Origin of the sequence: Kribbella capetownensis, assembly GCF_004331485.1 — a bacterium.
GTDB lineage: Bacteria > Actinomycetota > Actinomycetes > Propionibacteriales > Kribbellaceae > Kribbella > Kribbella capetownensis.
Genome location: NZ_SJKD01000006.1, coordinates 1 through 24,193, shown reverse-complemented (window position 1 = coordinate 24,193; position 24,193 = coordinate 1). Strand labels below are relative to the sequence as shown.

The 24,193-nt window shown below is 69.1% G+C and carries 17 protein-coding genes; 14 read left to right on the top strand and 3 right to left on the bottom strand.

Features of this window, described 5'->3' with window-relative positions:
• The first annotated feature begins 4 nt into the window (after window positions 1-4).
• The 4 genes from E0H75_RS24975 to E0H75_RS24960 all read left to right on the top strand — a co-directional run bounded on the left by E0H75_RS24975 (window position 5) and on the right by E0H75_RS24960 (window position 10,685).
• Complete coding sequence (locus E0H75_RS24975) at window positions 5-1,555, top strand: gamma-glutamyltransferase (RefSeq protein ID WP_131516103.1); 1,551 nt, start codon at window positions 5-7, stop codon at window positions 1,553-1,555.
• Between the two features lie 56 nt (window positions 1,556-1,611).
• Entirely contained in the window at window positions 1,612-2,577 is a 966-nt protein-coding gene (locus tag E0H75_RS24970) for a glycosyltransferase family 2 protein (RefSeq protein ID WP_131516102.1), read from the top strand.
• Entirely contained in the window at window positions 2,574-4,787 is a 2,214-nt protein-coding gene (locus E0H75_RS24965) for a hypothetical protein (protein WP_131516101.1), read from the top strand. Before E0H75_RS24970 ends, E0H75_RS24965 begins: the two co-directional genes overlap by 4 nt.
• 102 nt (window positions 4,788-4,889) lie before the next feature.
• Window positions 4,890-10,685, top strand: coding sequence for an Ig-like domain-containing protein (locus E0H75_RS24960; protein WP_131516100.1), 5,796 nt, complete (start codon window positions 4,890-4,892; stop codon window positions 10,683-10,685).
• Window positions 10,686-10,714: 29 nt separating this feature from the next.
• Here E0H75_RS24960 and E0H75_RS24955 read toward each other — a convergent pair whose 3' ends face one another.
• Both E0H75_RS24955 and E0H75_RS24950 read right to left on the bottom strand, forming a co-directional pair.
• Complete coding sequence (locus E0H75_RS24955; RefSeq protein WP_131516099.1) at window positions 10,715-11,638, bottom strand: RNA polymerase sigma-70 factor; 924 nt, start codon at window positions 11,636-11,638, stop codon at window positions 10,715-10,717.
• A complete protein-coding gene (locus E0H75_RS24950; protein ID WP_131516098.1) occupies window positions 11,635-12,189 on the bottom strand; it encodes a carboxymuconolactone decarboxylase family protein in 555 nt (184 codons plus the stop codon). The genes E0H75_RS24955 and E0H75_RS24950 overlap by 4 nt, the downstream gene beginning before the upstream one ends.
• 144 nt (window positions 12,190-12,333) lie before the next feature.
• Between E0H75_RS24950 and argC the strand changes: the two genes are divergently transcribed.
• The 8 genes from argC to E0H75_RS24910 all read left to right on the top strand — a co-directional run bounded on the left by argC (window position 12,334) and on the right by E0H75_RS24910 (window position 20,303).
• Complete coding sequence (gene argC, locus E0H75_RS24945; protein WP_131516097.1) at window positions 12,334-13,365, top strand: N-acetyl-gamma-glutamyl-phosphate reductase; 1,032 nt, start codon at window positions 12,334-12,336, stop codon at window positions 13,363-13,365.
• Entirely contained in the window at window positions 13,362-14,564 is a 1,203-nt protein-coding gene (gene argJ, locus E0H75_RS24940; RefSeq protein WP_131516096.1) for a bifunctional glutamate N-acetyltransferase/amino-acid acetyltransferase ArgJ, read from the top strand. Before argC ends, argJ begins: the two co-directional genes overlap by 4 nt.
• Window positions 14,561-15,442, top strand: coding sequence for an acetylglutamate kinase (argB, locus tag E0H75_RS24935; protein WP_131516095.1), 882 nt, complete (start codon window positions 14,561-14,563; stop codon window positions 15,440-15,442). The genes argJ and argB overlap by 4 nt, the downstream gene beginning before the upstream one ends.
• Complete coding sequence (locus E0H75_RS24930) at window positions 15,439-16,641, top strand: acetylornithine transaminase (RefSeq protein ID WP_131516094.1); 1,203 nt, start codon at window positions 15,439-15,441, stop codon at window positions 16,639-16,641. Before argB ends, E0H75_RS24930 begins: the two co-directional genes overlap by 4 nt.
• Window positions 16,638-17,573 carry an ornithine carbamoyltransferase gene (gene argF, locus E0H75_RS24925; RefSeq protein WP_131516093.1) on the top strand — a complete coding sequence of 312 codons (936 nt, stop codon included), beginning with the start codon at window positions 16,638-16,640 and terminating at the stop codon, window positions 17,571-17,573. Before E0H75_RS24930 ends, argF begins: the two co-directional genes overlap by 4 nt.
• Window positions 17,574-17,649: 76 nt before the next feature.
• Window positions 17,650-18,159: an arginine repressor gene (locus E0H75_RS24920; RefSeq protein WP_131516092.1), complete on the top strand. Its 510-nt coding sequence runs from the start codon at window positions 17,650-17,652 to the stop codon at window positions 18,157-18,159.
• Between the two features lie 11 nt (window positions 18,160-18,170).
• Entirely contained in the window at window positions 18,171-19,586 is a 1,416-nt protein-coding gene (gene argH / locus E0H75_RS24915) for an argininosuccinate lyase (RefSeq protein WP_131516091.1), read from the top strand.
• Window positions 19,587-19,625: 39 nt separating this feature from the next.
• On the top strand, window positions 19,626-20,303 hold the full coding sequence (locus tag E0H75_RS24910) for a DNA-3-methyladenine glycosylase (RefSeq protein ID WP_131516090.1): 678 nt from the start codon (window positions 19,626-19,628) through the stop codon (window positions 20,301-20,303).
• Here E0H75_RS24910 and E0H75_RS24905 read toward each other — a convergent pair.
• The gene (locus E0H75_RS24905) at window positions 20,300-21,259 is read right to left on the bottom strand and encodes an LLM class flavin-dependent oxidoreductase (RefSeq protein WP_238163257.1); all 960 of its coding nucleotides are present in this window, start codon (window positions 21,257-21,259) and stop codon (window positions 20,300-20,302) included. The two genes, E0H75_RS24910 and E0H75_RS24905, sit on opposite strands and share 4 nt — an antisense overlap.
• Window positions 21,260-21,381: 122 nt before the next feature.
• On the opposite strand from E0H75_RS24905, the gene E0H75_RS24900 reads away from it, so the two are divergent.
• Entirely contained in the window at window positions 21,382-22,419 is a 1,038-nt protein-coding gene (locus E0H75_RS24900) for an App1 family protein (RefSeq protein ID WP_131516089.1), read from the top strand.
• A 59-nt stretch (window positions 22,420-22,478) separates the two neighbouring features.
• Window positions 22,479-23,783, top strand: coding sequence for a tyrosine--tRNA ligase (gene tyrS / locus E0H75_RS24895; protein WP_131516088.1), 1,305 nt, complete (start codon window positions 22,479-22,481; stop codon window positions 23,781-23,783).
• Window positions 23,784-24,193 lie beyond the last annotated feature (410 nt).

The following is a 24,193-nucleotide window of genomic DNA, read 5'->3' as shown; positions in this document are numbered from 1 at the left end:
CAAGATGGCCGGGCGGGGGCACCCGCGGGTGGCGGTCGCCGCGCCGAACCTGGCGGCGGCCGAGGCGGGCGTTCGCGTCGCGGCCGAAGGTGGCAACGCCGTGGACGCGGCGATCGCAGCCACCCTGGTGACGATGGTGAACGAGATCGGCGTGGTCTCGCCGGCCTCGGGCGGCTTCGTCACCCTGCAGGTGGCCGGCGGCGACGCGGTCACCATCGACGGCTGGGTGGAGATGCCCGGCCGCGGCCTGCCCGCGGAACGGTTCGGCCAAGGTGTCTGGGACGTCACCACCGACTACGGCGGCGGTACGACGACCACCGTCGGGCACGGGTCGGTCGCGACTCCCGGCGGGATGAAGGCACTGGACCTGGCCCACCGGCGATCCGGGAAGGCGCCCTGGCGCGAGGTCGTCCAGCCCGCGATCGACGTCGCCCGCAACGGGTTCCCGCTGAGCCGGACGTCGGGCTACTACCTCGGCTTCACCCACGAGATCATCTTCGGCTGGCACCACCCGAGTCATCGGGTCGTGCACGAGGAAGACGGCTCGGTGATCAAGGCCGGCACCACGCTGGTGATCCCCGAGCTGGCCGAAGCGCTCGAGCTGATCGCCCGCGACGGCGCCGAGACCATGTACACCGGCGAGCTCGCCCAGCTGCTCATCCGCGACATGGCCGAGAACGACGGCATCCTGACTGCCGAGGACCTGGCGGCGTACGAGGCCGTCGTACGTCCGGCGTTGATGGTCCGGCAGAACGGGTGGCGGTTGGCGACCAACCCGCCGCCGGCCGTCGGGGGAGTGGCCGTCGCCGCAATGCTCGCGCTGCTGGACGGCGTACCCGCGGACGGCAGCTGGAACCAGTCCGAGCTCGAGCGGCTCGTCGAGGTGCAGTACGCCGTACTCGGGCAACGCCTCGCCGAGCTGGACACCGAGGACCAGCGACAGCTCGAGAGCAAGAAGCTGCTGGATCTCGCCGCGGCCGGTGACCTGCGTGCGCTGAGCTCACCCAGTACGGCGACTGTCTCGGTGGTCGACGACGAAGGCGATGCCTGCGCGATCACGGTCTCGTCCGGCTACGGATCGGGCGTACTGACACCAGGCACCGGCATCTGGCTGAACAACGCGCTCGGCGAGCAGGAGCTCCTGCACGGCGGGCCGCACAGCCTGGCGCCTGGGACGCGGCTCACCTCCAACATGGCGCCGAGCGTGGCCCGCCGCGACAGCGACGGTGCGGTGCTCGCGATCAGCTCACCCGGATCGGACCGGATCCCGACCGCGCTGGCCCAGGTGTACGCGCTCTACACGCACGGCGGTCTGTCGCTCGCGGACGCGGTCGAGCATCCGCGGCTGCACGTGCGGGTCCGCCAGGATGTGGTGGTCGACTACGAGGACGACCTCGAGGTGTCCGGCACGACCTCGCTGCCGACCCGGCCGATGCCGCCGCACTCGATGTACTTCGGCGGTGTCGCGGCCGCGTTCTGGGATCCGGCGGACGGGCTGGTCGCGGTCGGTGATCCGCGCCGGACCGGCGGAGTCGCCATCTCACCGCCGACCTGAGCGCGACATGAGTAACGTCATCCCTTCGGCCGGTCGAACTGGAAGGTCTGCACACCATGCGGGACGCTGAGCTCTCCGTCGTCGTACCGATGTACGACGAGGAAGAGGTGCTGCCGATCTTCTTCGAGCGGATGCACCCGCTGCTGGACGGACTCGGGATCAGCTACGAGCTGCTGGTCGTCGACGACGGCAGCCGGGACCGGACCGCCGCGCTGCTGCTCGAGGCCGCGAACGACTGGCCGCAGCTGCGCGTCGTACGGCTGCTCCGCAACAGCGGCCATCAGGCCGCGCAGTCGGCGGGCTTCCGGCGTGCCCGCGGTCGATACGTCGTCACGATCGACGCCGACCTGCAGGACCCGCCGGAGGTGATCCCCGAGTTCCTCGCCGCGGCGCGCGAGCAGGACGTCGACGTCGTGTACGGCGTTCGCTCGGACCGGTCGAGTGACTCGTGGCCGAAGCGGACGACGGCGCGGCTCTACTACCGGCTGATGTGCCGGCTGGTCGGCAAGGACATTCCGTTCGACGCGGCCGACTTCCGCCTGGTGTCGAGGCGGGTGGTCGACGCGGTGAACGCGCTGCCCGAGGACGGCCGCGTGTTCCGGCTGGTGATCCCGTGGCTCGGCTTCCCGAGCGCCGAGGTGCGTTACATTCGCGCCGAGCGGGCTGCCGGGACGACGAAGTACAACCTGACCAAGATGCTGCGGCTCGCGTTCGACAGCGTGACCGCGTTCTCGGCGGCGCCGCTGCGGCTGGCGACCTGGCTCGGGCTGCTCGGCGGTCTGCTGTCGGTGATGTTCGTCGTCGGCGCGCTCCTCATCAAGCTCACCGGCCGCGGCATCCCCGGCTGGACGTCGACCGTGCTCGCGGTGAGCGTCATCGGCGCGATCCAACTGCTCTGCCTCGGCCTGCTCGGCGAGTACGTCGCCCGCCTGTTCCAGTCCAGCCAGCGCCGGCCACAGTTCCTCGTCGGCTACGACAGCCTCGAAGACCAAGGACATCAGGAACCGGTACCGCACCGATGAAGCGGTTCCTCCCCTGGCTGCTGCCGTTCCTGGTCGCGGTCATCGGGCTGCTCTCGGTCGACGTCGGACCGGGTCCCATCGTCAAGTACGCCGTCTACTTCGCCCTGGCGATCGCGCTCCCAGGCACTCTCCTCCTGCGCGCTGCGTGGCGCAGTACCGGCAACTGGGCGGAGGACCTCGGCCTCGGCTCCGTCGTCGGCGCGACCTGGCAGCTGATCGGCTGGGCTCTGTTCACCGCACTCGGCTGGCAGCGCTGGCTGATCGTCTGGCCCCTGCTGGTGCTGATCGCCTTCGCCGCAGTACGTCGGTTGCGCGGGTGCTGGCGGATCGCCGACCCGAAGCCACTGCCGGTCGCATGGACCTGGGCACTGGCCGTGTCGGCCGCGGTCATGGTCGGCGCGACCACCGTCGGCGTACTGGCGTACCACCCGATGCCACCGGACGGGTCGGCGTACTACCCGGACCTGCTCTACCACCTGTCATTGGTGAATGAGCTGACCCGGTCGGTGCCGCCGGAGTTGCCGCAGGTGGTGGGAGAGCGGCTGGAGTACCACTGGTTCGCGAACGCCGACATGGCCGGGGCGGTGGACATCACTCGGCTGACACCGATGATCGTGCTGTTCCGGCTGTGGCTTCTGCCGTGGCTGGTCGTAGTACTGCTCGTGTGCGCGACGCTGGCGCGGACCATGAGTCGGACCTGGTGGACCGGCCTGCTGGCGGCGATCGCCCTGGCCGCGCCGCAGTTGTACCTGTTCTTCGACACGAGTGTGAATCTGGCGCCGCCGGTCAGCTTCCTCAGTCCGTCACAGACGTTCGGGCTGGTCGCATGTGTGACTGCGGCGGTCTTGCTGATCGAGCTGTTGTTCAGGAACGCCGGTGGCCGGCTGTGGGTGGTCGTGATCGCGGTTGCGATCGTCGGCGGTGGGTCGAAGCCGACGGTGCTGCCGCTGCTGGTCGCGGGCGTCGGGCTGGCCGCGGTCTTCCTGCTCGTGACGACCCGGCGGGTGCCGCGGCGGATCATCGTGGCCGGTGCCGTGCTCGTGGCGGTTGGTGCCGCGACGTTGCTGACGGTTGCCGGGAGCACCAATGGCTCGCGGCTGCAGTTCCTTGCGGTCCTGAAGTCGCTGCCCGTCTACACGGCCGCGACCGGTGATACGACGCCGGCGGGGGAGGGCGGCCTGATCCTGCCGGCGCTGGCGCATGGTGCGGTGATCGGGACACTGACGCTGCTGCTCGCCGTACTGCTCACGCTCCAGGCGATGGCCTGGGCCGGGTTCGGTGTCGCCGGCCGGCGGGATCCGGTCGCGTGGTTCCTGCTGGGTGCGATGATCGCCGGCTGGGCGGGGTACCTCCTGATCGACCATCCCTCCGTGAGCGAGTCCTACTTCATCTACACCACCGCGCCGTTCAGCCTGGCCGCAGCAGGCTGGTTCGCTGCCGTCAGTGTCCGTGCGGCCGAACGGCCGATCCCGGTGGCGGTCACGGCCTTCGTCGTGTCGGTGGTCTGTGCCGGTCTGCTGGTGTGGGCGAGGGGTGTGCCGGCCGCGTCGCCGGGCCGTCAGCTGTGGCTGAGCACCCGCGTGCTGCTCGTCGTACTGGCGTTGACGATCGTGCTGCTGCTGGTGTGGCGACTGTTCCTCCGGCAGGCGGGTGGTGGGCTGCTCGTCGTACTGATGTTGCTGGCGATCTCGCCGATCAGTTCGTTCCTGCAGAGCGCCGCGCATGGGGACACGGAGAAGTCGCAGACGTACCGGGCGCCTCACTGGTGGGTGTATCGGGATGAAGCCCTGGCGGCGTTGTGGCTCGAGAAGCACTCCGCTCCGACCGATGTCGTTGCCACGAACACCTGGTGCCGGCCGGCCGGACCACAGACGCCCGGGTGTGATGCCCGCGGCTATCTCGTCACCGGGATCGCCGGCCGCCGGACGCTGATGGAGGGCTGGGCGTACACGAACCAGGCGATGGCCGAGCAGGGTGTCGGCGGCCGCCGGTACACCGAACAACCATCGCCCTGGCCCGAGCGGGTCGCGCTCACTACCGAGACCCTGGCCACGCCGACACCGGACCGCCTCCGCCGGCTCCGCGACGAGTACGACGTCCGCTGGCTGTACGCCGACGCCCGCGACGGGACCGTGTCCACCGAGCTCGACCAGCTGGCCACGTTGCGACACAGCATCGGCAAGGTCCGGATCTACGACCTCGGAGAGTGATTAGCCCGTAACATTGGGCCAGCGTAGGCCGTTACTTCTACGCTGGCCCGCCCGCCCCGCGGCCGAAGCATGCGGAAACGTGATTGCTCGGGAGGGCTGCACATGCGGGCGACGCGACCGGGCGCATCCATTCTGCTGGTGCTGGGCCTGCTCGCCCTGCCATGCATGGACGCGACCGCCTATGAAGTGCCGTCCGCACCGTTCGTGCAGGGTGACTCGGCGACCGCGGTGATGCCTGGGTCAGGGCTGAAGCAGACGATCACCGTGACGGGGCAGACGGAGTTGGTGGATGCGACCACCGCGGGCGTTCGGGGGACTGGGCCGACCACCTACGCACCGCCGATCGCGCCGACGACGCCGGCCGAGGACCTCCTGGTGAAGACCGGGACCTGCGCGTCCACCGGAAGTTGTGGCGACCGAGGCACGGTGACGATCGCGTTCTCGCAGCCGGTCCGCAACCCGGTGCTCCACCTGGCCGGGATCGGCGGCGCCGTCACCCAGACCGTCAGCGACAAACCCACTGCCCAATCCGAGCTGCACTCGGTGCTCAAGCTCACCACCGCCGGCCTCAGCCTCACGAAGGTCGGCCAGGGCAACAACCTCGCCGTCACCAGCGACACGATCACCGCCGCGAACCATGACGCCGGCCCGAACTGCATCAACACCAAGACCGGCGCCGGCGGCCCCGACGCCGGCGCCGGCGCCGCCTGCGGTTCCGTCCGGATCAACGGTGTCGCCACCAAGCTCAGCTTCGACGTGACCGCGATCTTCACCAAGCACCCGAAGCTCCCGGCGTTCAACACCCCGACCTCCGGCGATGCGTTCTCCGTGCTCGCGTCCACCGGCGAGGACTTCGGCGACGCCCCCGAGTCGTACGGCGCCGCCTGGTCGGTGCTCAGCGACGTACGCCTCGGCAAGGATGCAACGGAAGACAACGCGACCGTTGCCAATGGCACCACCGGTCCGAAGACGCCCGATCAGGCTGACGACGGCGTCACGTTCAAACCACTCCGCACCAACGCGAGCGCCTACTCCGCGACCGTCGCCCTCAGCGGCGCGTCCAAGTCGGGCCGGGTCTGCGCGTGGATCGACCTCGACCGCAACGGCTCCTTCCAGCCGGCCGAGCGCGCCTGCACCACCTTCGCCGCCGGTCAGAGCGCGGCCACCCTCAACTGGACCAAGCTCGCCCGCCCCAAGGCCGGAGCCTCGTACGCGCGGGTGCGCGTCGGCTACAACGATGCGCAGGTGGAGAAATCAACCGGTGTCGCCGACGCGGGTGAGGTCGAAGACCACCCGATCACGATCGCCCCGCCGCCACCCCCGATCCTGCTCGACGACACCGCGACCATCGCATTCGACACCGGCCAGATCGTCGACGTGCTCGGCAACGACAAGCCCGGCGACCCGGATGCGCCGCTCAAGCCGGGCACCCTGTGCCTCGTCGACGGCAGCAAGTGCGTCGAGATGGTGAACGTCGTCGGCCAGGCCAAGTACGTCGCGAGGTCCGACGGCAAGATCGACGTCGACCCGGTCCCGGGCTTCGTCGGCAAGGCCAAGCCGGTCACCTACCGGGTTGCCGACAGCAACGGCAGTACGGCCACAGCGACCCTGACCGTCACCGTCGCGCTGCCCGCCGGTCCGGTCGCCACGCCCGACACCGCGACCACCCCGCAGAACGTCAGCGTCGCGCTGAAGCCGCTCGCCAACGACCACGCCGCGCCTGGTGTCACCTTGGTCCCCGGCTCCGTCGTACTCCGCGACCCGGCCGACGCGACCTTCAAGAAGACGGTGGTCATTCCGGGCGAGGGCGAGTACGCCGTCAAGCCCAGCGGCGCCGTGGACTTCGTGCCGAAGCCGCGGTTCACCGGCGTCGGTACGTCGATCGGCTACCGCGTCACCGACAGCACCAAGCAGGCCGCCGAGTCCACGCTCGTCGTCACCGTCACCCCGGTGAAGCCCACGGCGAACGGCGACTCCGTGTCCACTGCGTTCGACACGGACGCCGTCGTACCGGTGCTCGAGAACGACCTGCCCGGATCGCCGGATGCTCCGCTCGATCCCGCCAGCCTGCGACTCGTCGACCCGGTCAGCCAGAAGCTCGTCGATCAGGTGACGATCGCGCGGCAGGCGACGTACTTGGTGGCCGACGGCAAGGTCACGTTCCGTCCGGTGCACGGCTTCCACGGCGTCGGTACGACGCTGACCTACCAGGTGCTGGACAAGAACGGGACCGCGGCGCGGGCATCGCTGACCGTCTCGGTCGACACACCCGGTCCGCCGGTCGCGAACCCGGACGCCGTCACGATCCTGCAGGGCGCGTTGGTGCTGGTACCCGTGCTGGACAACGACAAGCCTGGCCCGACCGGATCGGCGCTGGTGCCGGGCAGCGTGCGGTTGATCGCGCCGACGCGCTCCGAGCCGAGGACGTCGATCGTCGTCCCGGGCCAGGGCAAGTACACCGCGAAGCCGGACGGCCGGATCCTGTTCGAGCCGGTCCGGACGTTCAGCGGCGCGGCGACGCCGGTGACGTACCAGGTTGCTGATGGCAACGGTGCGCTCGGGACGGCGGCCCTCGCGGTCCGGGTGACCAAGGTCCAGCCGGATGCGTTGGACGACACCGTGAGTACGGCGTACGACACGACTGCCTCGGTCGCGGTGCTGGCCAATGACACCGCGGGCAACCCGGCGGTCCCGCTGGTTCCGAGCAGTGTGCGGCTGCTCGACCCGAAGACCCATCAGCCGAAGACCACGGTCGTCGTCGCCGGCGAGGCGACGTTCACAGTCGAGCCGGACGGGAAGGTCGAGGTCGACCCGCTGCCGACGTACACCGGGGTCGCGGCGCCGATCACCTACCGCGTCTCGGACGTGAACGGCTCGCTGGCCACCGCGACGCTGACCGTCACGATCGCGAAGCCGGCCACACCGACCGCGAAGCCGGACACCGCGACCGGCAAGCAGAACGTCCGGCTGAAGGTCGACCCGCTCGCGAACGACACCGCCGGACAGGGCACTGGCCTGGATCCGCTGAGTCTTGCGCTCCTCGATCCGGCCGACGGCTCCCTCAAGAAGCTGGTGAAGATCCCAGGTCAGGCCAGCTACCAGGTGAATCCCGACGGCACCGTCACCGTGGACCCGCTGCCCGGCTTCACCGGTACGGCGACCACGGTGACCTACCGCGTCACGGACTGGTTCGATCAGGCCACCAAGTCGACGATCGCGGTGACGGTCACTCCCATCACTCCGATCGCAGCTGACGATGTGGCGACGACGCCGTACGGCAAGACCCTCACGGTCAAGGTGCTGGCGAATGACAAGCCCGGCGACGTGAGCGCTCCGCTGGTTCCGGGCAGTCTGCTGCTCACCGATCCGTCGGATGGGTCGCTGAAGGCGAAGGTCGCGATCCCGAACGAGGGGGTCTACTCGGCGGCCGGGGGAGTGGTGACCTTCGATCCGGGCGCGACGTTCCGTGGCCCGGGCACTCCACTGACCTATCAAGTGGCCGACAGCAACGGGACGCTGACGACCGCCAAGCTGTGGATCACGGTCGGTCTGCCACCGATCGCGGTCGCCGACTCCGCGTCCACGCTGCAGGACGTCACCGTGACCGTGAACCTGCTGTCCAACGACAGCCCGGGCACCGGCGCCAAGCTCGATCCGGCGTCGGTCGGCTTGCTCGACCCGGCTGCTCGCAGCACCGGTTACGTCAAGAAGGTCACGGTGGCCAACCAGGGCACGTACACCGTGCAGCCGAGCGGCGCGGTGGTCTTCGACCCGCTGCCGGTCTTCCGCGGCAAGGCGCTGGCGATCAACTACCGAGTCGCCGACTCCAACAGGAACTTCTCCGCGTCGACGCTGACGATGACCGTCACTCCGATCTGGCCCGTGACCGTGGACGATTCGGGCATCACGCCGTACAACCACCCGATCACGGTCGACGTGCTGGCCAACGACACAGCGGGCGACCCGACCGCGCCGCTGGTTCGGACGAGCCTGGTGCTGAAGGACCCGGCCGGTGGGTATCGCAAGACCGTTACTCAGCCTGGTGAGGGCAGCTACACCGCCGCGGACGACGGGTCCATCACGTTCACCCCGGTCAAGGACTACCAGGGGGTGACGACTCCGGCGACGTACCGGATCACCGACGACAACGGGTCGACCGCGGAGGGACTGCTGTTCCTCACGGTTGGCAAGGGTCCGGAGGCGGTTGCTGACACAGCGACCACCAAGCAGAACGTTAAGGTGACGGTCGATCCGCTGAGCAACGACAAGCCGGGCACGGCAGCTCAGCTGGAGAAGACCTCCGTGCAGGTGTACGACGTCAGCACGGCGCGCTGGGGGCGGACGGCAACGATCGCCGGGCAGGCCGGCTTCGTGGTGGATGCGGTGACTGGGAAGCTCACGGTTGATCCGGCGCCGGCGTACCGCGGTGTCGTCTCGATCGTCTACCGGGTGACGGACACGAGCCGGAACTCGGCGACCGCGACCGTCGCGGTGACGGTGACGCCGGTGGTGCCTGTGGCCGCGGACGACAAGGCGTCGACGCCGTACGAGACTGCCGTGAACGTCGCGGTGCTGGACAACGACAAGGCGGGTGACGGGTCGGCGCCGCTCGCGGTCGGCGAGGTGCGCTTGCTCGATCCTGCGAGTGGTGATCCGGTGACCTCACTGGAGGTGCCGGGGCAAGGGTTGTTCACTGTCCAGCCGTCAGGCGGGATCCGGTTTGCGCCGGTGGACGGGTTCGCCGGTACGACGACGCCCGTCGGGTATCAGGTGGCCGACAGCAACGGGACGATCGGCGCGGCCGACCTGACTGTGGCGGTCCAGGCCCGGCCGGTGGCGACACCTGATGCGGCGCGGACCAAGCAACATGTGGCGGTGACGGTCGACCCGCTGGCGAACGACAAGCCGGGACCGGACGCGACGTTGGATCCCGCGACGTTGCTGCTGGTCGGTGCGGCTGGCGCGCTCGTCGACGATGTGACGGTCGCCGGTCAAGGGGAGTGGTCGGTTGCCAAGGGCAAGGTGACGTTCAGCCCGGTGGCGACGTTCACGGGTACGGCGCCGCCGGCGGCGTACGAGGTGAAGGACAGCAACCGGAACTCGGCGCGCGCGACGATCACGGTGACAGTGGTGCCGGTGCGTCCGGCAACCGGCGACGACAGCGCCCGGACCGGTTTCGGCCAGGCCGTCGTCATCGAGGTGCTCGGCAACGACAAGCCCGGTGACCCGTCCGCGCCGCTCGCGCCGGACTCCGTCGTACTGCGTGATCCGGCGGACGGTAAGGACAAGAAGGCGGTCACCGTTCCGGACGAGGGTGGTTTCGTGGTGGCGGCGGACGGCGCGATCACGTTCACCCCGGCCAAGGGCTTCATCGGTACGACGCGATCCCTCGCCTACCGGGTCACCGACGCGAACGGTACGTCGAACACGGCGCTGGTCGACATCACGGTTGCGGCGCCGATCCTTGCGAAGGCAACCGCGGACTCGGCCACCGGCACGCCGGGCAACCCGGTCGCGGTCAACCCGCTGCTCAACGACGACGGCGCGACCAACCCGGGCACTGTCTGCCTGCGCACCGGCTCCGCCACCTGCACCAAGCGCGTCACCGACGCCTCCGGCACCTGGACCGTCGCTCCGGACGGGACCATCAGCCTCATCCCGACGGCCGGCTTCACCGGAACCGCGAAGGTGTCGTACCAGCGCACCGACGCAACCGGTGCCGCCGTCACTGCCCCGGTCAAGGTCACCCTGGGAGCGCCACCCACGGCCGCACCTCAGCGCCTCAACAACACCGAACTTCCCGCCACCGGCGGCCCACCAGCCATCCTCGTCACCCTTGGCACGCTCCTCACCGCCCTCGGCACCACTCTCCTCGTCCTGGTCCGCTCCCGCCGCTGAGCTCTACGGCTGAGCTGTGCGGCTGAGCTTTACGGCTGGGCGTCGAGGGTGCGGTGGGATGGGACGGCGGTCAGTTTGTCGGGGTTGCGGACCAGGTACAGCTCGGTGATCAGGCCGTCGGTCATCTCGAAGAAGGCGACGGTGTCCGGCTCGTCGCCGTCGTACGCGATGGCCGCGGTCTCGCCGTTCAGCGTGCTGATCCGGATCTCGAAGGTGGGGTTCTCCGCGATCACCGCGAACAGCCAGCGGACGATCTTGGCCGCGCCGTGGATCGGCCGGAGCGCCGCCTTCTTCTTGCCGCCGCCGTCGCTGACCAGCACCGCATCCGGCGCCAGCAGCGACACGACCTGCTCGAAGTCGCCGGTCCCGGCGGCCGCCATGAACTGCACGGTCAGCTCGCTGTGCCGTGCCTTGTCGACGTGATGCCGCGGCCGCCGCGCCTGCACGTGCTCCCGAGCCCGATGGGCGAGCTGCCGGACCGCGGATTCCGACCGGCCGAGGGTGTCCGCGATCTCGTCGTACGGGAGATCGAACACCTCACGCAGGACGAACGTCGCACGTTCGAGCGGCGAGAGCGTCTCGAGGACGACCAGCATCGCCATGCTGACCGAGTCCGCGAGCTCCACGACCGCCGCCGGATCCGCGTCGGGCGCCGCGAGCTGCGGCGACATCGGCTCGGGCAGCCAGGGTCCGACGTACTGCTCCCGCCGAGCCTTCTGCTCCCGGAGCCGGTTGAGCGCGAGCCGCGTGGTGATGCGGATCAGGTACGCCCGCGGGTCGCGGATGTCGCCGTGGTCGATCGCGGCCCACCGCAGCCAGGCCTCCTGGACGACATCCTCCGCGTCGGTGACGCTACCCACGACCCGGTACGCCGCTCCCACCAGAACAGCGCGGTGCTCGTCGAACTCGCGGGCGAGCTGCTCGTCCGCGCGGTCCGCACCGTCCTCGGTCACGTGACCGGCCTCAGCTCGCAGAACTCCTTGTAGCCCTGGCTGGTCAGGCCGAGCGCGGCGTTGCTGCGGGACCGGAAGTTCTCCAGCGAGACCAGCGCCGTGAGCTCGACCAGTTGCTCATCGGTCAGGTCTTGGCGCAGGCGCTCGACCTGCTCGTCGGTGACCGTTGGCGGGGTCACCGTCATCGCCTCGGCGTACTCCATCACCGCGCGCTCCAGATCCGTGTAGACGTCGCTGTCCCGCCACCCTGGCACATCGCGCAGCTTCGCCGGGTCGACACCCTGGTGGTGGAACTCCCAGTAGCCGAAGTCCATGCACCAACTGCAGCCGATCTGCGCCGACGGCATCATCACCGCGAGTGCCTTGAGCGTCGGGTCCAGCTTCTTCCACCGCGCGGCAGACCCCTCCAGCAGCATCGTCGACACCAGCACCCGCCGGTTGTGCAGCGCCACGTTCACCGGATCCGGCACCTTGCGGTACATCCTCCGGCTGCTCCACTCGACCATCCGCACGAACCACGTCTTGCGGTGCTCCAGCTCGATCCGGGCCATCCCGTCCTCCTCAGGTCGTCGTCCCCCTTGCGGACACGCGCTACCCGCCCGGCCGTGACATGACGTGTGTCACAGGCCAGGATGGAGAAGGCGGCGTACCGGCATCAGTTGGATATTTTTCCAAGGTCTGGCATACTCATTCACATGAGCGTGAAGGTGGCGGTCGCCGGTGCCAGTGGGTATGCAGGGGGTGAGCTGCTCCGGTTGCTGAGCGGGCACCCCGAGGTGGAGATCGGTGCCCTCACCGCCGGAGGAAACGCCGGTACGGCGCTCGGCGCGCACCACCCGCATCTCGTGCCCCTGGCCGGGCGCATCCTGGTCGAGACCACGGCGGAGACGCTGGCCGGTCATGACGTGGTGTTCCTGGCCCTGCCGCACGGACAGTCCGCCGGAATCGCCGAGCAACTCGGCGAGGACGTCACCGTGATCGACTGCGGCGCGGACTTCCGGCTGACCGAGGCCGAGCCGTGGGTCGAGTTCTACGGCGGCGAGCATGCCGGCTCGTGGCCGTACGGACTGCCGGAGCTCCCGGGTCAACGGGACAAGCTCCGCGGGTCGAACCGGGTCGCCGTACCGGGGTGTTACCCCACCGTCTCCACGCTCGCGCTGCTCCCCGCCGTGCAGAACGGTGTCGTCGATCCCGGCCAACTGGTGGTGGTCGCAGTCAGCGGCACGTCCGGCGCGGGCAAGGCGCCGAAGCCGCACCTGCTCGGAGCCGAGGTGATGGGCTCCGCCTCCGCGTACGGCGTCGGTGGCACCCACCGGCACACGCCGGAGATCGAGCAGAACCTCACGCCGTACGCCGAGCAGCCGGTGAGTGTCTCGTTCACCCCGGTGCTCGTGCCGATGTCGCGGGGCATCCTCGCCACCTGCAGCGCGCCGGTCGCCGATGGCACCGATCTCGCGACGCTGCGGCAGGCCTACGAGGATGCCTACCGCAACGAGCCCTTCGTGCACCTGCTTCCCGAGGGGCAATGGCCGCAGACGCAGGCCACTCTCGGTGCCAACACCGTGCAGTTGCAGGTCACGCTCGACCAGCGCACCGGCCGCGCCGTGATCGTGGCCGCGATGGACAACCTCACCAAGGGCACTGCCGGCGGCGCCGTGCAGTGCATGAACCTGGCCACCGGACTCGACGAGACCTTGGCCCTTCCCCTCATCGGAGTTGCACCGTGACGCTTGCTGTCACCCCGTCCACCCAAGTCGATCGGAGCGCCGGGGTCACCGCGCCCGCCGGCTTCCGTGCGGCCGGGGTGATCGCGGGAATCAAACCGGCCGGCACGCCGGACCTCACCGTCGTCGTCAACGACGGACCGCACAACGTCGCCGCCGGTGTCTTCACCACCAACAAGGTGAAGGCGGCGCCGGTGCTGTGGTCCCAGCAGGTACTGACCGCCGGTAAGTTGAAGGCCGTCGTGCTGAACTCCGGCGGCGCCAACGCCTGCACCGGACCGGAGGGATTCCAGGACACTCACCAGACCGCGGAGAAGCTGGCCGAGGTGCTCGGAGTCGGGGCGGCCGAGATCGGGGTCTGCTCGACCGGCCTGATCGGCGAGCGGCTGCCGATGTCTGCGCTGATCCCAGGGATCGACGCGGCCGTGGCTGCTCTGGGCGACGAGCCTTCGCACAGCCTGGCTGCCGCGACAGCGGTGATGACCACCGACAACGTGCCGAAGCAGGCTGTGCTCAAACACCCTGATGGCTGGAGTATCGGCGGGTTCGCGAAGGGCGCCGGCATGTGTGCGCCGAACATGGCGACCATGCTCAGCGTCATCACGACCGACGCCGTACTCGATCAGCCGCACCTCGACCACGCGCTGCGGAACGCGGTCGGCAAGACCTTCAACCGGCTCGACGTCGACGGGGGAACGTCGACCAACGACACGGTGTTGCTGCTGAGCTCGGGAGCGTCCGGAGTCACCGTCACACCGGAGGCTTTCGAGGCCGCGCTGACCACGCTCGCCGCCGACCTGGTGAAGCAGTTGCAGGCCGACGCGGAGGGCGTCACCAAGCACGTCAGCATCACCGTGCGGAACGCCGCCACCGAGGCCGAGGCGCTGGCCGCAGCCAAGGTCGTTGCCGAGGACAACCTCTGCAAGACCGCGTTCTTCGCCTCTGACCCGAACTGGGGCCGGATCGCGATGGCGGTCGGCAACGCTCCGACCGCGTTCGATCCGTCGTTGCTCGACATCACCCTCAACGGCGCGCCGATCTGCGTCGCCGGCGGCAAGGGCGTCGATCGATCCGAAGCAGATCTGAGCGGCTTGGAGATTGACGTCGTGATCGACCTGCATGCCGGCCCGGCCTCAGCCACGGTGCTCACCACCGACCTGTCGCACGCGTACGTCGAAGAGAACTCGGCGTACTCCTCATGAGCACAAGTCACGCGGATGCGGTGGAGAAGGCCGCGGTCCTGACCGAGGCGCTGCCTTGGCTGAAGCAGTTCCACGGCAAGACAGTGGTCGTCAAGTACGGCGGCAACGCGATGGTCGACGACAAGCTCAAGCGCGCGTTCGCCGAGGACATCGTCTTCCTGCGGTACGCCGGGGTCCGGGTCGTCGTCGTGCACGGCGGCGGACCGCAGATCAGCGACATGCTTGGCCGGCTCGGCATCGACAGCGAGTTCCGGGGCGGCCTGCGCGTCACCACGCCCGAGGCGATGGACGTCGTCGGCATGGTCCTGGTCGGCAAAGTCGGCCGGGAGCTGGTCGGGCTGCTCAACGCGCATGGCCCGTTCGCGGTCGGCATGTCCGGTGAGGACGCCGGCTTGTTCACCGCGGAACGCCGTACCGCGCTGGTTGACGGTGAGTCGGTCGACATCGGACTCGTCGGCGACGTGGTGCACGTACGACCTGAGGCGGTGGTCGACCTGATCGACGCCGGCCGGATTCCGGTGGTGTCAACAATCGCACCGGACGAGGACGGTCAGGCGCACAACGTCAACGCCGACACCGCAGCGGCCGCGCTGGCCGCGGCGCTCGGCGCCGAGAAGCTCGTCGTGCTGACCGATGTGGCCGGGTTGTACCGGAACTGGCCGGACAGCGACGAGATCATCACCCAGATCGACACCACCGAACTGGCCGAGCTGCTGCCGAAGCTCGCCTCCGGCATGGTGCCCAAGATGGAGGCCTGCCTGCGTGCGGTCGAGGCGGGCGTCTCCCGGGCGACTGTGATCGACGGCCGCGTGCCGCACTCGCTGCTACTGGAAATCTTCACCGACGCCGGAAGTGGAACCCAGGTGATCCCGTCATGACCGAACTGCTCACCGTCGACGGCACCCAGGCGGCGCTCACCGAGCGCTACACGGGCGCGCTGATGAACACGTTCGGCGCGCCGAAGCGCGTGCTGGTGCGGGGTGAAGGCGCCTACTTGTGGGACGCCGACGGCAACAAGTACCTCGACCTGCTCGGCGGGCTCGCAGTGAACTGCCTCGGTCACGCGCACCCGTTCGTGGTGTCCGCGGTGACATCGCAGCTCGCGACCCTCGGCCACGTGTCGAACTTCTTCGCCTCCGCACCGCAGATCGCGCTCGCCGAGAAGTTGCTCGGTCTGTTCGATGCCCCGGGCAAGGTGTTCTTCACCAACTCCGGCACCGAGGCGAACGAGGCGGCGTTCAAGATCACCCGGCGGACCGGCCGGACCAAGATCGTCTCCACCGTCGGCGCGTTCCACGGCCGCTCGATGGGCGCGCTCGCGGTGACGTGGAAACCGGCGTACCGCGAGGCGTTCGCACCGCTGCCCGGAGACGTGGAGTTCGTCCCGTACGGCGATGCCGACGCGTTGGCGGCAGCGGTCGACGACGAGACGGCGGCTGTCATCCTGGAGCCGATCCAGGGGGAGAACGGTGTCGTCGTGCCGCCGCCGGGGTACCTCCAGGCGGCGCGGCGGATCACGTCCGCGCACGGCGCGCTGCTGTGGATCGACGAGATCCAGACCGGGATCGGACGGACCGGGACCTGGTTCGCGTTCGAGACCGAGGGGATCACGCCGGACCTCGTGACGGTGGCGAAGGGCCTTGGCGCTGGAATCCCGATCGGTGCCTGCATCGGGCTTGGTGCGGCGGCGGAGCTGCTGCAGCCGGGCAACCACGGAACGACGTTCGGCGGCAATCCGGTCGCCGCGATCGCCGGCCTGGCGGTGCTGACCGTGATCGAGCGGGACGGGCTGCTGGCGCAGGTGAATGCTGTCGGCAACCACCTAGCCTCGTCGATCATCGCGCTCGACCATCCATTGATCGCCGACGTACGCGGGCGGGGGATGCTGCTGGCGATCGAGCTGACCCAGCCGGTCTCGGACCAGCTGGCCGCGCTGGCGCTGGAGGCCGGGTTCGTGATCAACAACCCGATTCCGAACGCGTTGCGGCTGGCGCCGCCGTACATCCTGAGCAAGGCTGATGCCGACAGTTTCGTTGCGGCCCTGCCCGGGCTGCTCGACCACGTGGGGGCGGCATGACTGTTCGGCACTTTCTCCGCGACGACGACCTGAGCCCGGTCGAGCAGGACGAGGTTCTGACGCTGGGGCAGCAGCTGTCCCAGGACCGCTACGGGCACCAGCCGCTGGCCGGACCGAAGACGGTCGCGGTGATCTTCGACAAGACCTCGACCCGGACCCGGATCTCGTTCGCGGTCGGCATCCCCGAGCTGGGCGGCATCCCGCTGATCATCGACGCGCAGACCTCGCAGATGGGGCGTGGCGAGCCGATCGCCGACACCGCGAAGGTGCTGGACCGGCAGGTCGCGGCGATCGTCTGGCGGACCTCCGGGCAGAGCCGGATCGAGGAGATGGCGTCGGCGTCGCGGGTGCCGGTGATCAACGCGCTGACCGACGAGTTCCACCCGTGCCAGATCCTCGCCGACCTGCTCACCGTGCGGCAGCACAAGGGCACCCTGGCCGGGCTGAAGATGGTGTACCTCGGTGACGGCGCGAACAACATGTCGCACTCGTACCTGCTGGGTGGTGCGACGGCCGGGATGCACGTGGTCGTCGGTTCTCCGGCGGAGTACCAGCCGGATCCGGCCATCCTGGCTCGCGCCGCGGAGATCGCCGCCGAGACTGGCGGCTCGGTCGCCTGGACCGCGGATCCTTACGCGGCCGTCGACGGTGCCGATGTGGTTGCCACCGACACCTGGGTCTCGATGGGGCAGGAGGCGGAGGCGGGTGTGCGGGAGGCGCCGTTCGTCCCGTACGCCGTGACCGAGCAGCTCATGTCGAAGGCTGCGGCCGATGCGATCGTGCTGCACTGCCTGCCGGCGTACCGCGGCAAGGAGATCGAGGCGGCCGTGATCGACGGACCGCAGTCGGTCGTCTGGGACGAGGCCGAGAACCGCCTGCACGCCCAGAAGGCCCTGCTGTCCTGGCTGCTGGCGAGGAGTTTCGGCTCATGAGCGAGCGCAGCGAGTTCATCATCAGGCAGAGCGCGCCTCGTGTCTCATCCGCGCCCGGAGCGAAGCGAGGACGTGGATGAACATTGCCGTGCCGACCACGAAGACCGCGCGCCAGCAGCGCATCGTTGACCTGCTCGGCCGGCAGCCGGTGCGATCGCAGACGGAGTTGGCCGACCTGCTCGCCGCGTCCGGACTGGTCGTCGGGCAGGCCACGCTGTCCCGCGACCTGGTCGAGATCGGCGCGGTCAAGGTCCGCGACTCGTCCGGCCAACTTGTGTACGCCGTACCAGGTGAAGGCGGCGACCGTACGCCGCGAGCCGGTGAGGCGGCCGCCTTCGAATCGCGCCTGGCCAGAGTCGCGTCCGAGGTCCTGGTATCGGCCGAAGGCAGTGCGAACCTGGTCATCCTGCGCACCCCGCCGGGCGCGGCCCAGTACTTCGCGTCGGCCATCGACCACGTCGGACTCGACGACGTACTCGGCACGATCGCCGGCGACGACACCGTGATGGTCGTCTCCCGCAACCCCACCGGCGGCCCCGCCCTCGCCACCCGCTTCTTGTCCCTGGCAGCCCGCGAACCCAAGTAAGGAACTGTGAGTTGAGTACCGGAGAAGGTGTGGCCCTGTGGGGCGCACGGTTCGCGGGAGGGCCGGCGGATGCGCTGGCAGCGCTGAGCAAGTCGACGCAGTTCGACTGGCGGCTCGCGCCGTACGACATCGCCGGGTCGAAGGCGCACGCCAAGGTGCTGCACCGCGCCAGGCTGCTGACTGACGACGATCTGACCGCGATGCTGGCCGGCCTGGACGGGCTGCTCCACGACGTGCTGACCGGGAAGTTCCTGCCGGCCGAGGACGACGAGGACGTGCACACGGCGCTCGAGCGCGGTCTGCTCGATCGGCTGGGAGCGGAGTTGGGCGGACGGCTGCGCGCCGGCCGGTCGCGGAACGACCAGGTCGCCACGCTGTTCAAGAGCTACCTGCGCGAGCACGGCCGCGTCATCAGCCGGCTGGTGCTGGAGCAGGTGAAGACGCTCGCCGAGCAGGCGGACAAGCACCTCGGCGTCGCCATGCCGGGGCGGACTCATTTGCAGCACGCGCAGCCGGTCCTGCTCTCGCATCACCTGCTCGCGCACGCCTGGCCGCTCGTCCGCGACCTTGACCGGATCGCTGATTGGGACGCTCGCGTCGCGGCCGATTCGCCGTACGGATCGGGTGCGCTGGCGGGGAGCTCACTCGGGCTGGACCCGCAGTTCGTTGCCGTCGAGCTCGGCTTCACCGATTCGTCGGCGAACTCGATCGACGGGACCGCGTCGCGTGACTTCGTGGCCGAGTTCGCGTTCGTCACCGCGCAGATCGGCATCGACCTGTCCCGGCAGGCCGAGGAAGTGATCATCTGGGCGACGAAGGAGTTCGGCTTCGTCGAGCTGGACGACGCGTTCTCGACCGGGTCGAGCATCATGCCGCAGAAGAAGAACCCGGACATCGCCGAACTCGCGCGGGGCAAGGCAGGCCGGCTGATCGGCAACCTGAGCGGCCTGCTCGCGACGCTGAAGGCGCAGCCGCTCGCCTACAACCGCGATCTGCAGGAGGACAAGGAGCCGGTCTTCGACTCGATCGACACGCTCGAGGTGCTGCTGCCGGCGTTCACCGGGATGATCCGGACGCTGCGCTTCAACGCCGAGCGGCTGGAGGAGCTGGCGCCGCAGGGCTTCTCGCTGGCGACCGACATCGCGGAGTGGCTGGTCCGGCAGAAGATTCCGTTCCGGGTCGCTCACGAGCTGGCCGGCGCGTGCGTGCAGGAGTGCGAGAAGCGTGGGATCGAGCTGTGGGACCTGACCGACGAGGACCTTGCCGCGATCTCGCCGTACCTCACGCCGGAGGTCCGCTCGGTGCTGACCGTCGAGGGCTCGCTCGCCTCCCGCAACACCCGCGGCGGCACGGCGCAGGAACGGGTCGTCGAACAACTCGCAGAGCTTCGCGCCCGGGTCACGGCTCACAACGCTCGTCTCGGGTGAACGCAGGTTCTGTCGGCGCGTTCGCTTAGGGTGCTGCGCATGCCTGTACGCCGTTCGCTGCTCGCGGATCCTGTCCTCGAAGTGGCCCCGAGACTCCTCGGCATGGTCCTGCGCAGTACCTCGAATGAAGGCACGGTGGCAGTCCGCCTGACCGAGGTCGAGGCGTACGACGGTCCGAACGACCCCGGCTCGCACGCGTACCGGGGTCAGACGGCGCGCAACGCGGTGATGTTCGGCCCGCCGGGCTTCCTGTACGTCTACTTCACCTACGGCATGCACTTCTGCATGAACGTCAGCGTCGGTCCGGACGGTCAGCCGTCAGCCGTCCTGCTGCGGGCGGGCGAGATCATCGAGGGCGTTGAGCTGGCCCGCGTACGTCGCGGGCCGCTGGAGACCCAACGGGTGAAGTTCAACCAAGCCGGCGTCCGGCAGGGTCCGGTCGTCAAGCCTCCGAAGGTGAACCCGGACCGCGACTTGGCGCGCGGCCCGGCGCGGCTATGCGTTGCCCTCGGCATCGGCCGGGACCACAACGGCGTCGACCTGCTGGCCAAGGGCTCGAGCGTGCAACTGCTGCCCGGTCCGGGTTTCGACGGCGAACCGTCCACCGGCCCTCGGGTCGGTCTCCGGGAAGCCGCCGACCGCAACTGGCGATTCTGGATCCCCGGCGACCCGACTGTTTCGCCATACCGGCCGCACGTGCCGAAACGTCGGGGCTAGCGTTTCGCCAGCTCCAGCACGTGGTCGAGTTGGGGGAGTCCGTGCTCGACCTCGGGGTCCGGGAACAGCCCGATGTGGTGCACACCAGCCGCCTCCAACGCCTGGATGTGCGCGGCGGCGTCGTCCAGTGTCCCGATCGCGCCGATCTCGGTCCACCAGTCGGTCGGCATCGCCACGAGCCCTTCGGCGCCTGACTCGTCGTACAGCTTCTTCATGTCCGCGAAGAACGGCAGCGCGGTCACCCCTGGGTGGTTGTCGTTGATCCGCCACCCTAGCCACGGCGCCGTCCACTCGTACGCCGCCTTGCGGTCGCTGCGGACGCACATGGCGCTGAACACCGCGACCACGAAGCCCTCCGGCGATCCGGCGTACTCGACCGATTGCCGCACGTACGGCGGAGTGGCCGGCTCGGCGAGGACGATGCCGCCGCCGACGCGACCGGCCAGCGCCATCGACTTCGGCCCCATCACGCCGAGCAGGATCGGCGGCGGCTCGACCGGAGGCGCATCCAGCTTCACGTCCTCGAGGTACACCGCCTTGCCCTGGAAGCTCACGGTCTCACCGGCGAGGAGCTTGGTGACTGTGGTCGTCACCTCTTCGAGCGTGGTGAGCGGCGACTTCGGGCGGACGCCCATCTGACCCATCCACTCCTGCACGCCATGGCCGATGCCCGGCAGGAAGCGGCCCGGGCCGAGCGCCTCGAGCGTGGCGAACTCCATCGCGGTGACGGCCGCCGTACGCACCACCGCGGGCACGATGCCGAGGCCGACTTTGAGGCGCTCGGTCGACGTCAGCGCGGCCGAGACCAGCGACGGTCCGGCCGTGTAGAAGCAGTCCTCGATGATCCACAGTTCGTCCGCGCCGCCGGTGTCCAGGCGGCGGGCCACATCGGTCACCAGGGCGGCGGGAAACGTGCGCGGGAAGCACATCCCGAGAGCGGCAGAGGTCTGTGTCATGCGAAGACCCTAGGAGGCGGGTCCGACAGTTCTCAAAGGGCTTGCAGAGCAGTTTGGTAAAGGTCGTCCCGCGCCGCCGGGGGAGCAGGCGTAGGGGACCTTGGTCCGGGTAGGTTCGGAGTATGGCCCGTCCGCACTACGCGTCCCTTCTCGAGGACTGGTTAAACATCGGGGTGCAAGCGGTGCTGCGGCGGCGCGGTTGGCGCGAGCGGATCATTCCGCACGTCGGCTACGGCACCTCGGATTTCGTCCGGGTGCTGGCCCGGGTCGTCCTCGGTCGCGACCCGCGCAACCAGCCGCGGTTCGAGGAGGATCAAGTGGTGCGCGGCTGGCGCGTCTTCGTCACCGCACCGGCGACCAAGGTGGCGGTGACCGTCACCGTGGGCGGGCAGACGTTCGACGCCGTCACGGACCGGGGCGGATTCGTCGACCTGACCGTGCCGGTGGTGCTGCCGCCGGGGTGGCACGAGATCGACCTCGGCGTGCACGGCGACCGGCAGGCGCGGGCGCGGGTGTTCGTGCCCGACCCGGACGCCACCTTCGGACTGGTCAGCGACATCGACGACACGGTGATGCTGACGATGCTGCCGCGTCCGATGATCGCGGCGTGGAACACGTTCGTCCGGGACGAGCAGGCACGACGCGTCGTACCGGGCATGGCCCAGCTGTACGACGAGCTGCTCGCGGACCACCCGGGTGCGCCGATCTTCTATCTGTCCACCGGTGCCTGGAACACGGCGCCGACGCTGACCCGCTTCCTGGCCCGGCACGGGTACCCCGTGGGGCCGCTGCTGCTGACGGACTGGGGGCCGACGAACACCGGATGGTTCCGCAGCGGCCAGGAGCACAAGCGGACCGCCCTGCGCCGGCTGGCCAAGGAGTTCCCGAACGTCCGCTGGGTCCTTGTCGGCGACGACGGCCAGCACGACCCCCGGCTGTACGGCGATTTCGCCCAGACGCACCCGGACCATGTCAGTGCCATCGGCATCCGTCAGCTGACACCCGCTGAGCAGGTCCTGTCGCACGGTCTGCCTGTGCCGAACCCTGACCCAGGTGCGCACGACCCGCACCGCCCGACAGCCGCCACAGTCCATGGCCCCGACGGGCATGCGCTCCGTCCGCAACTCCGCAACGTCCTCACCCGTCCGGAACCCACCTGACCCTGGCACCCCGTCGTACAGGACACTTGTAGCTGACCGTCGTACTCGAGGAGAGACAAGTGACCGACAGCGGGACCGAACGCCGTACCCAGGTGCTGGACGACCTGGAGACTCGCGGCCTGATCGCGCACTCCACCGATCCCGACGCCCTCCGGGCGGCCATGGCGAGCGGACCGATCACCTCCTATGTCGGCTTCGACCCGACGGCACCCAGCCTGCACATGGGCAACCTGCTGCAGCTCCTGACGCTGCGCCGGCTCCAGCTGGCCGGCCACAACCCGATCGGTCTTGTCGGTGGGGCCACCGGTCTGATCGGGGATCCGAAGGAGAGCTCCGAGCGGGTGCTGAACCCGAAGGACGTCGTCCACCAATGGGTCGAGAAGGTCCGCGTCCAGGTGGAGAAGTTCGTCGACTTCGACACCGCGCTGCCGAACCCGGCCCGGATCGTCAACAACTACGACTGGACGAAGGACCTCAACACCCTCGACTTCCTCCGGGACATCGGCAAGCACTTCCCGGTGAACCGGATGCTCGGCCGTGAGGTGGTGAAGGCGCGGCTGGAGCAGGGGATCAGCTACACCGAGTTCAGCTACGTGCTGCTGCAGTCGCTGGACTACCTGGAGCTCTTCCGGCGCTACGGCTGCACGCTGCAGACCGGGGGGAGCGACCAGTGGGGGAACCTGACCGCTGGTGTGGAGCTCATCCGCCGTACCGAGTCGGGTAAGGCGCACGCACTGGCCACACCGCTGGTGACGAAGGCCGACGGGACGAAGTTCGGGAAGACGGAGTCCGGCAGCGTGTGGCTGGACCGGGAGCTGACATCGCCGTACGCGTTCTACCAGTTCTGGTTCAACGCCGACGATCGCGATGTGATGCAGCTGGTGCGCTTCTACACGTTCCGTACGGCGGAGGAGATCGCAGCGCTCGAGCAGGCGACAGCCGAACGTCCACAGGCACGCGAGGCCCAACGGCTACTCGCTGAGGACGTCACCACGCTCGTGCACGGCCAGGAGGAGACCAGACGAGTGCAGGAGGCGTCCAAGGCGCTCTTCGGCCAGGGGGAGCTAGCGTCCCTCGACGGCTCCACACTGGTCGCCGCACTCCGCGAAGCACCCCACGTCGAACTCGGCGCCGGCGAACCGATGCCGACGTACGCCGATCTGCTCGTGAAGTCCGGCCTGGTCGCCAGCAAGTCCGCGGCCCGGCGCACGGTGGCCGAAGGCGGTGGCTACCTGAACAACGAGAAGGTGAAGGACGCCGAGTACGTGCCGGGGACAGACGACCTGCTGCCGGGTGGCGTGCTGGTGCTGCGGCGCGGGAAGCGTTCGTTCGCAGGGGTTCTGGCGTCTGCGACGCAGGGCTGAGGTGGCCGGCTCCACTCCCACATCTGGGTTGCCGAGGGCAAATTACAGCCGTGTGATTCAGCCCACCGGAAACCGATTTGACCGGCTACCTGGGAGCCACGTAATGTTCTTCTTGTTGGAGCGAGGCGCGGGACGCGAAAGCGGCCGGTCGCTCCGAACCCCCCAAGGCTAGCTGAGCCGAACCGTGTCGTCTGACCCGGGGCGGTAGCTTGGATGCGGGTGGAAGGTCAGAAAAATTGGGTCTTGACCCGGTGGCTCTGATCCGGTAAGGTAGCGCAGGTTGCCCCGGGGTCCTGGCTGAGAAGCCCGGACGCGGTGTGCGCCCGATTTTTGAGAACTCAACAGCGTGCCGAAAGTCAATGCCGAAAGATGCATTATCCCCGTTCATGGGCTTCGGATGGTCTTCTGCT

Excerpts from the sequence above, each read along its gene's own strand:
- E0H75_RS24975 (WP_131516103.1), top strand. The coding sequence starts at position 5 with ATGGCCGGGCGGGGGCACCCGCGGGTGGCGGTCGCCGCGCCGAACCTG.
- E0H75_RS24970 (WP_131516102.1), top strand. The coding sequence starts at position 1,612 with ATGCGGGACGCTGAGCTCTCCGTCGTCGTACCGATGTACGACGAGGAA.
- E0H75_RS24965 (WP_131516101.1), top strand. The coding sequence starts at position 2,574 with ATGAAGCGGTTCCTCCCCTGGCTGCTGCCGTTCCTGGTCGCGGTCATC.
- E0H75_RS24960 (WP_131516100.1), top strand. The coding sequence starts at position 4,890 with ATGCGGGCGACGCGACCGGGCGCATCCATTCTGCTGGTGCTGGGCCTG.
- E0H75_RS24950 (WP_131516098.1), bottom strand. The coding sequence starts at position 12,189 with ATGGCCCGGATCGAGCTGGAGCACCGCAAGACGTGGTTCGTGCGGATG.
- argC (WP_131516097.1), top strand. The coding sequence starts at position 12,334 with ATGAGCGTGAAGGTGGCGGTCGCCGGTGCCAGTGGGTATGCAGGGGGT.
- argB (WP_131516095.1), top strand. The coding sequence starts at position 14,561 with ATGAGCACAAGTCACGCGGATGCGGTGGAGAAGGCCGCGGTCCTGACC.
- E0H75_RS24930 (WP_131516094.1), top strand. The coding sequence starts at position 15,439 with ATGACCGAACTGCTCACCGTCGACGGCACCCAGGCGGCGCTCACCGAG.
- argF (WP_131516093.1), top strand. The coding sequence starts at position 16,638 with ATGACTGTTCGGCACTTTCTCCGCGACGACGACCTGAGCCCGGTCGAG.
- E0H75_RS24920 (WP_131516092.1), top strand. The coding sequence starts at position 17,650 with ATGAACATTGCCGTGCCGACCACGAAGACCGCGCGCCAGCAGCGCATC.
- E0H75_RS24910 (WP_131516090.1), top strand. The coding sequence starts at position 19,626 with ATGCCTGTACGCCGTTCGCTGCTCGCGGATCCTGTCCTCGAAGTGGCC.
- E0H75_RS24905 (WP_238163257.1), bottom strand. The coding sequence starts at position 21,259 with ATGACACAGACCTCTGCCGCTCTCGGGATGTGCTTCCCGCGCACGTTT.
- E0H75_RS24900 (WP_131516089.1), top strand. The coding sequence starts at position 21,382 with ATGGCCCGTCCGCACTACGCGTCCCTTCTCGAGGACTGGTTAAACATC.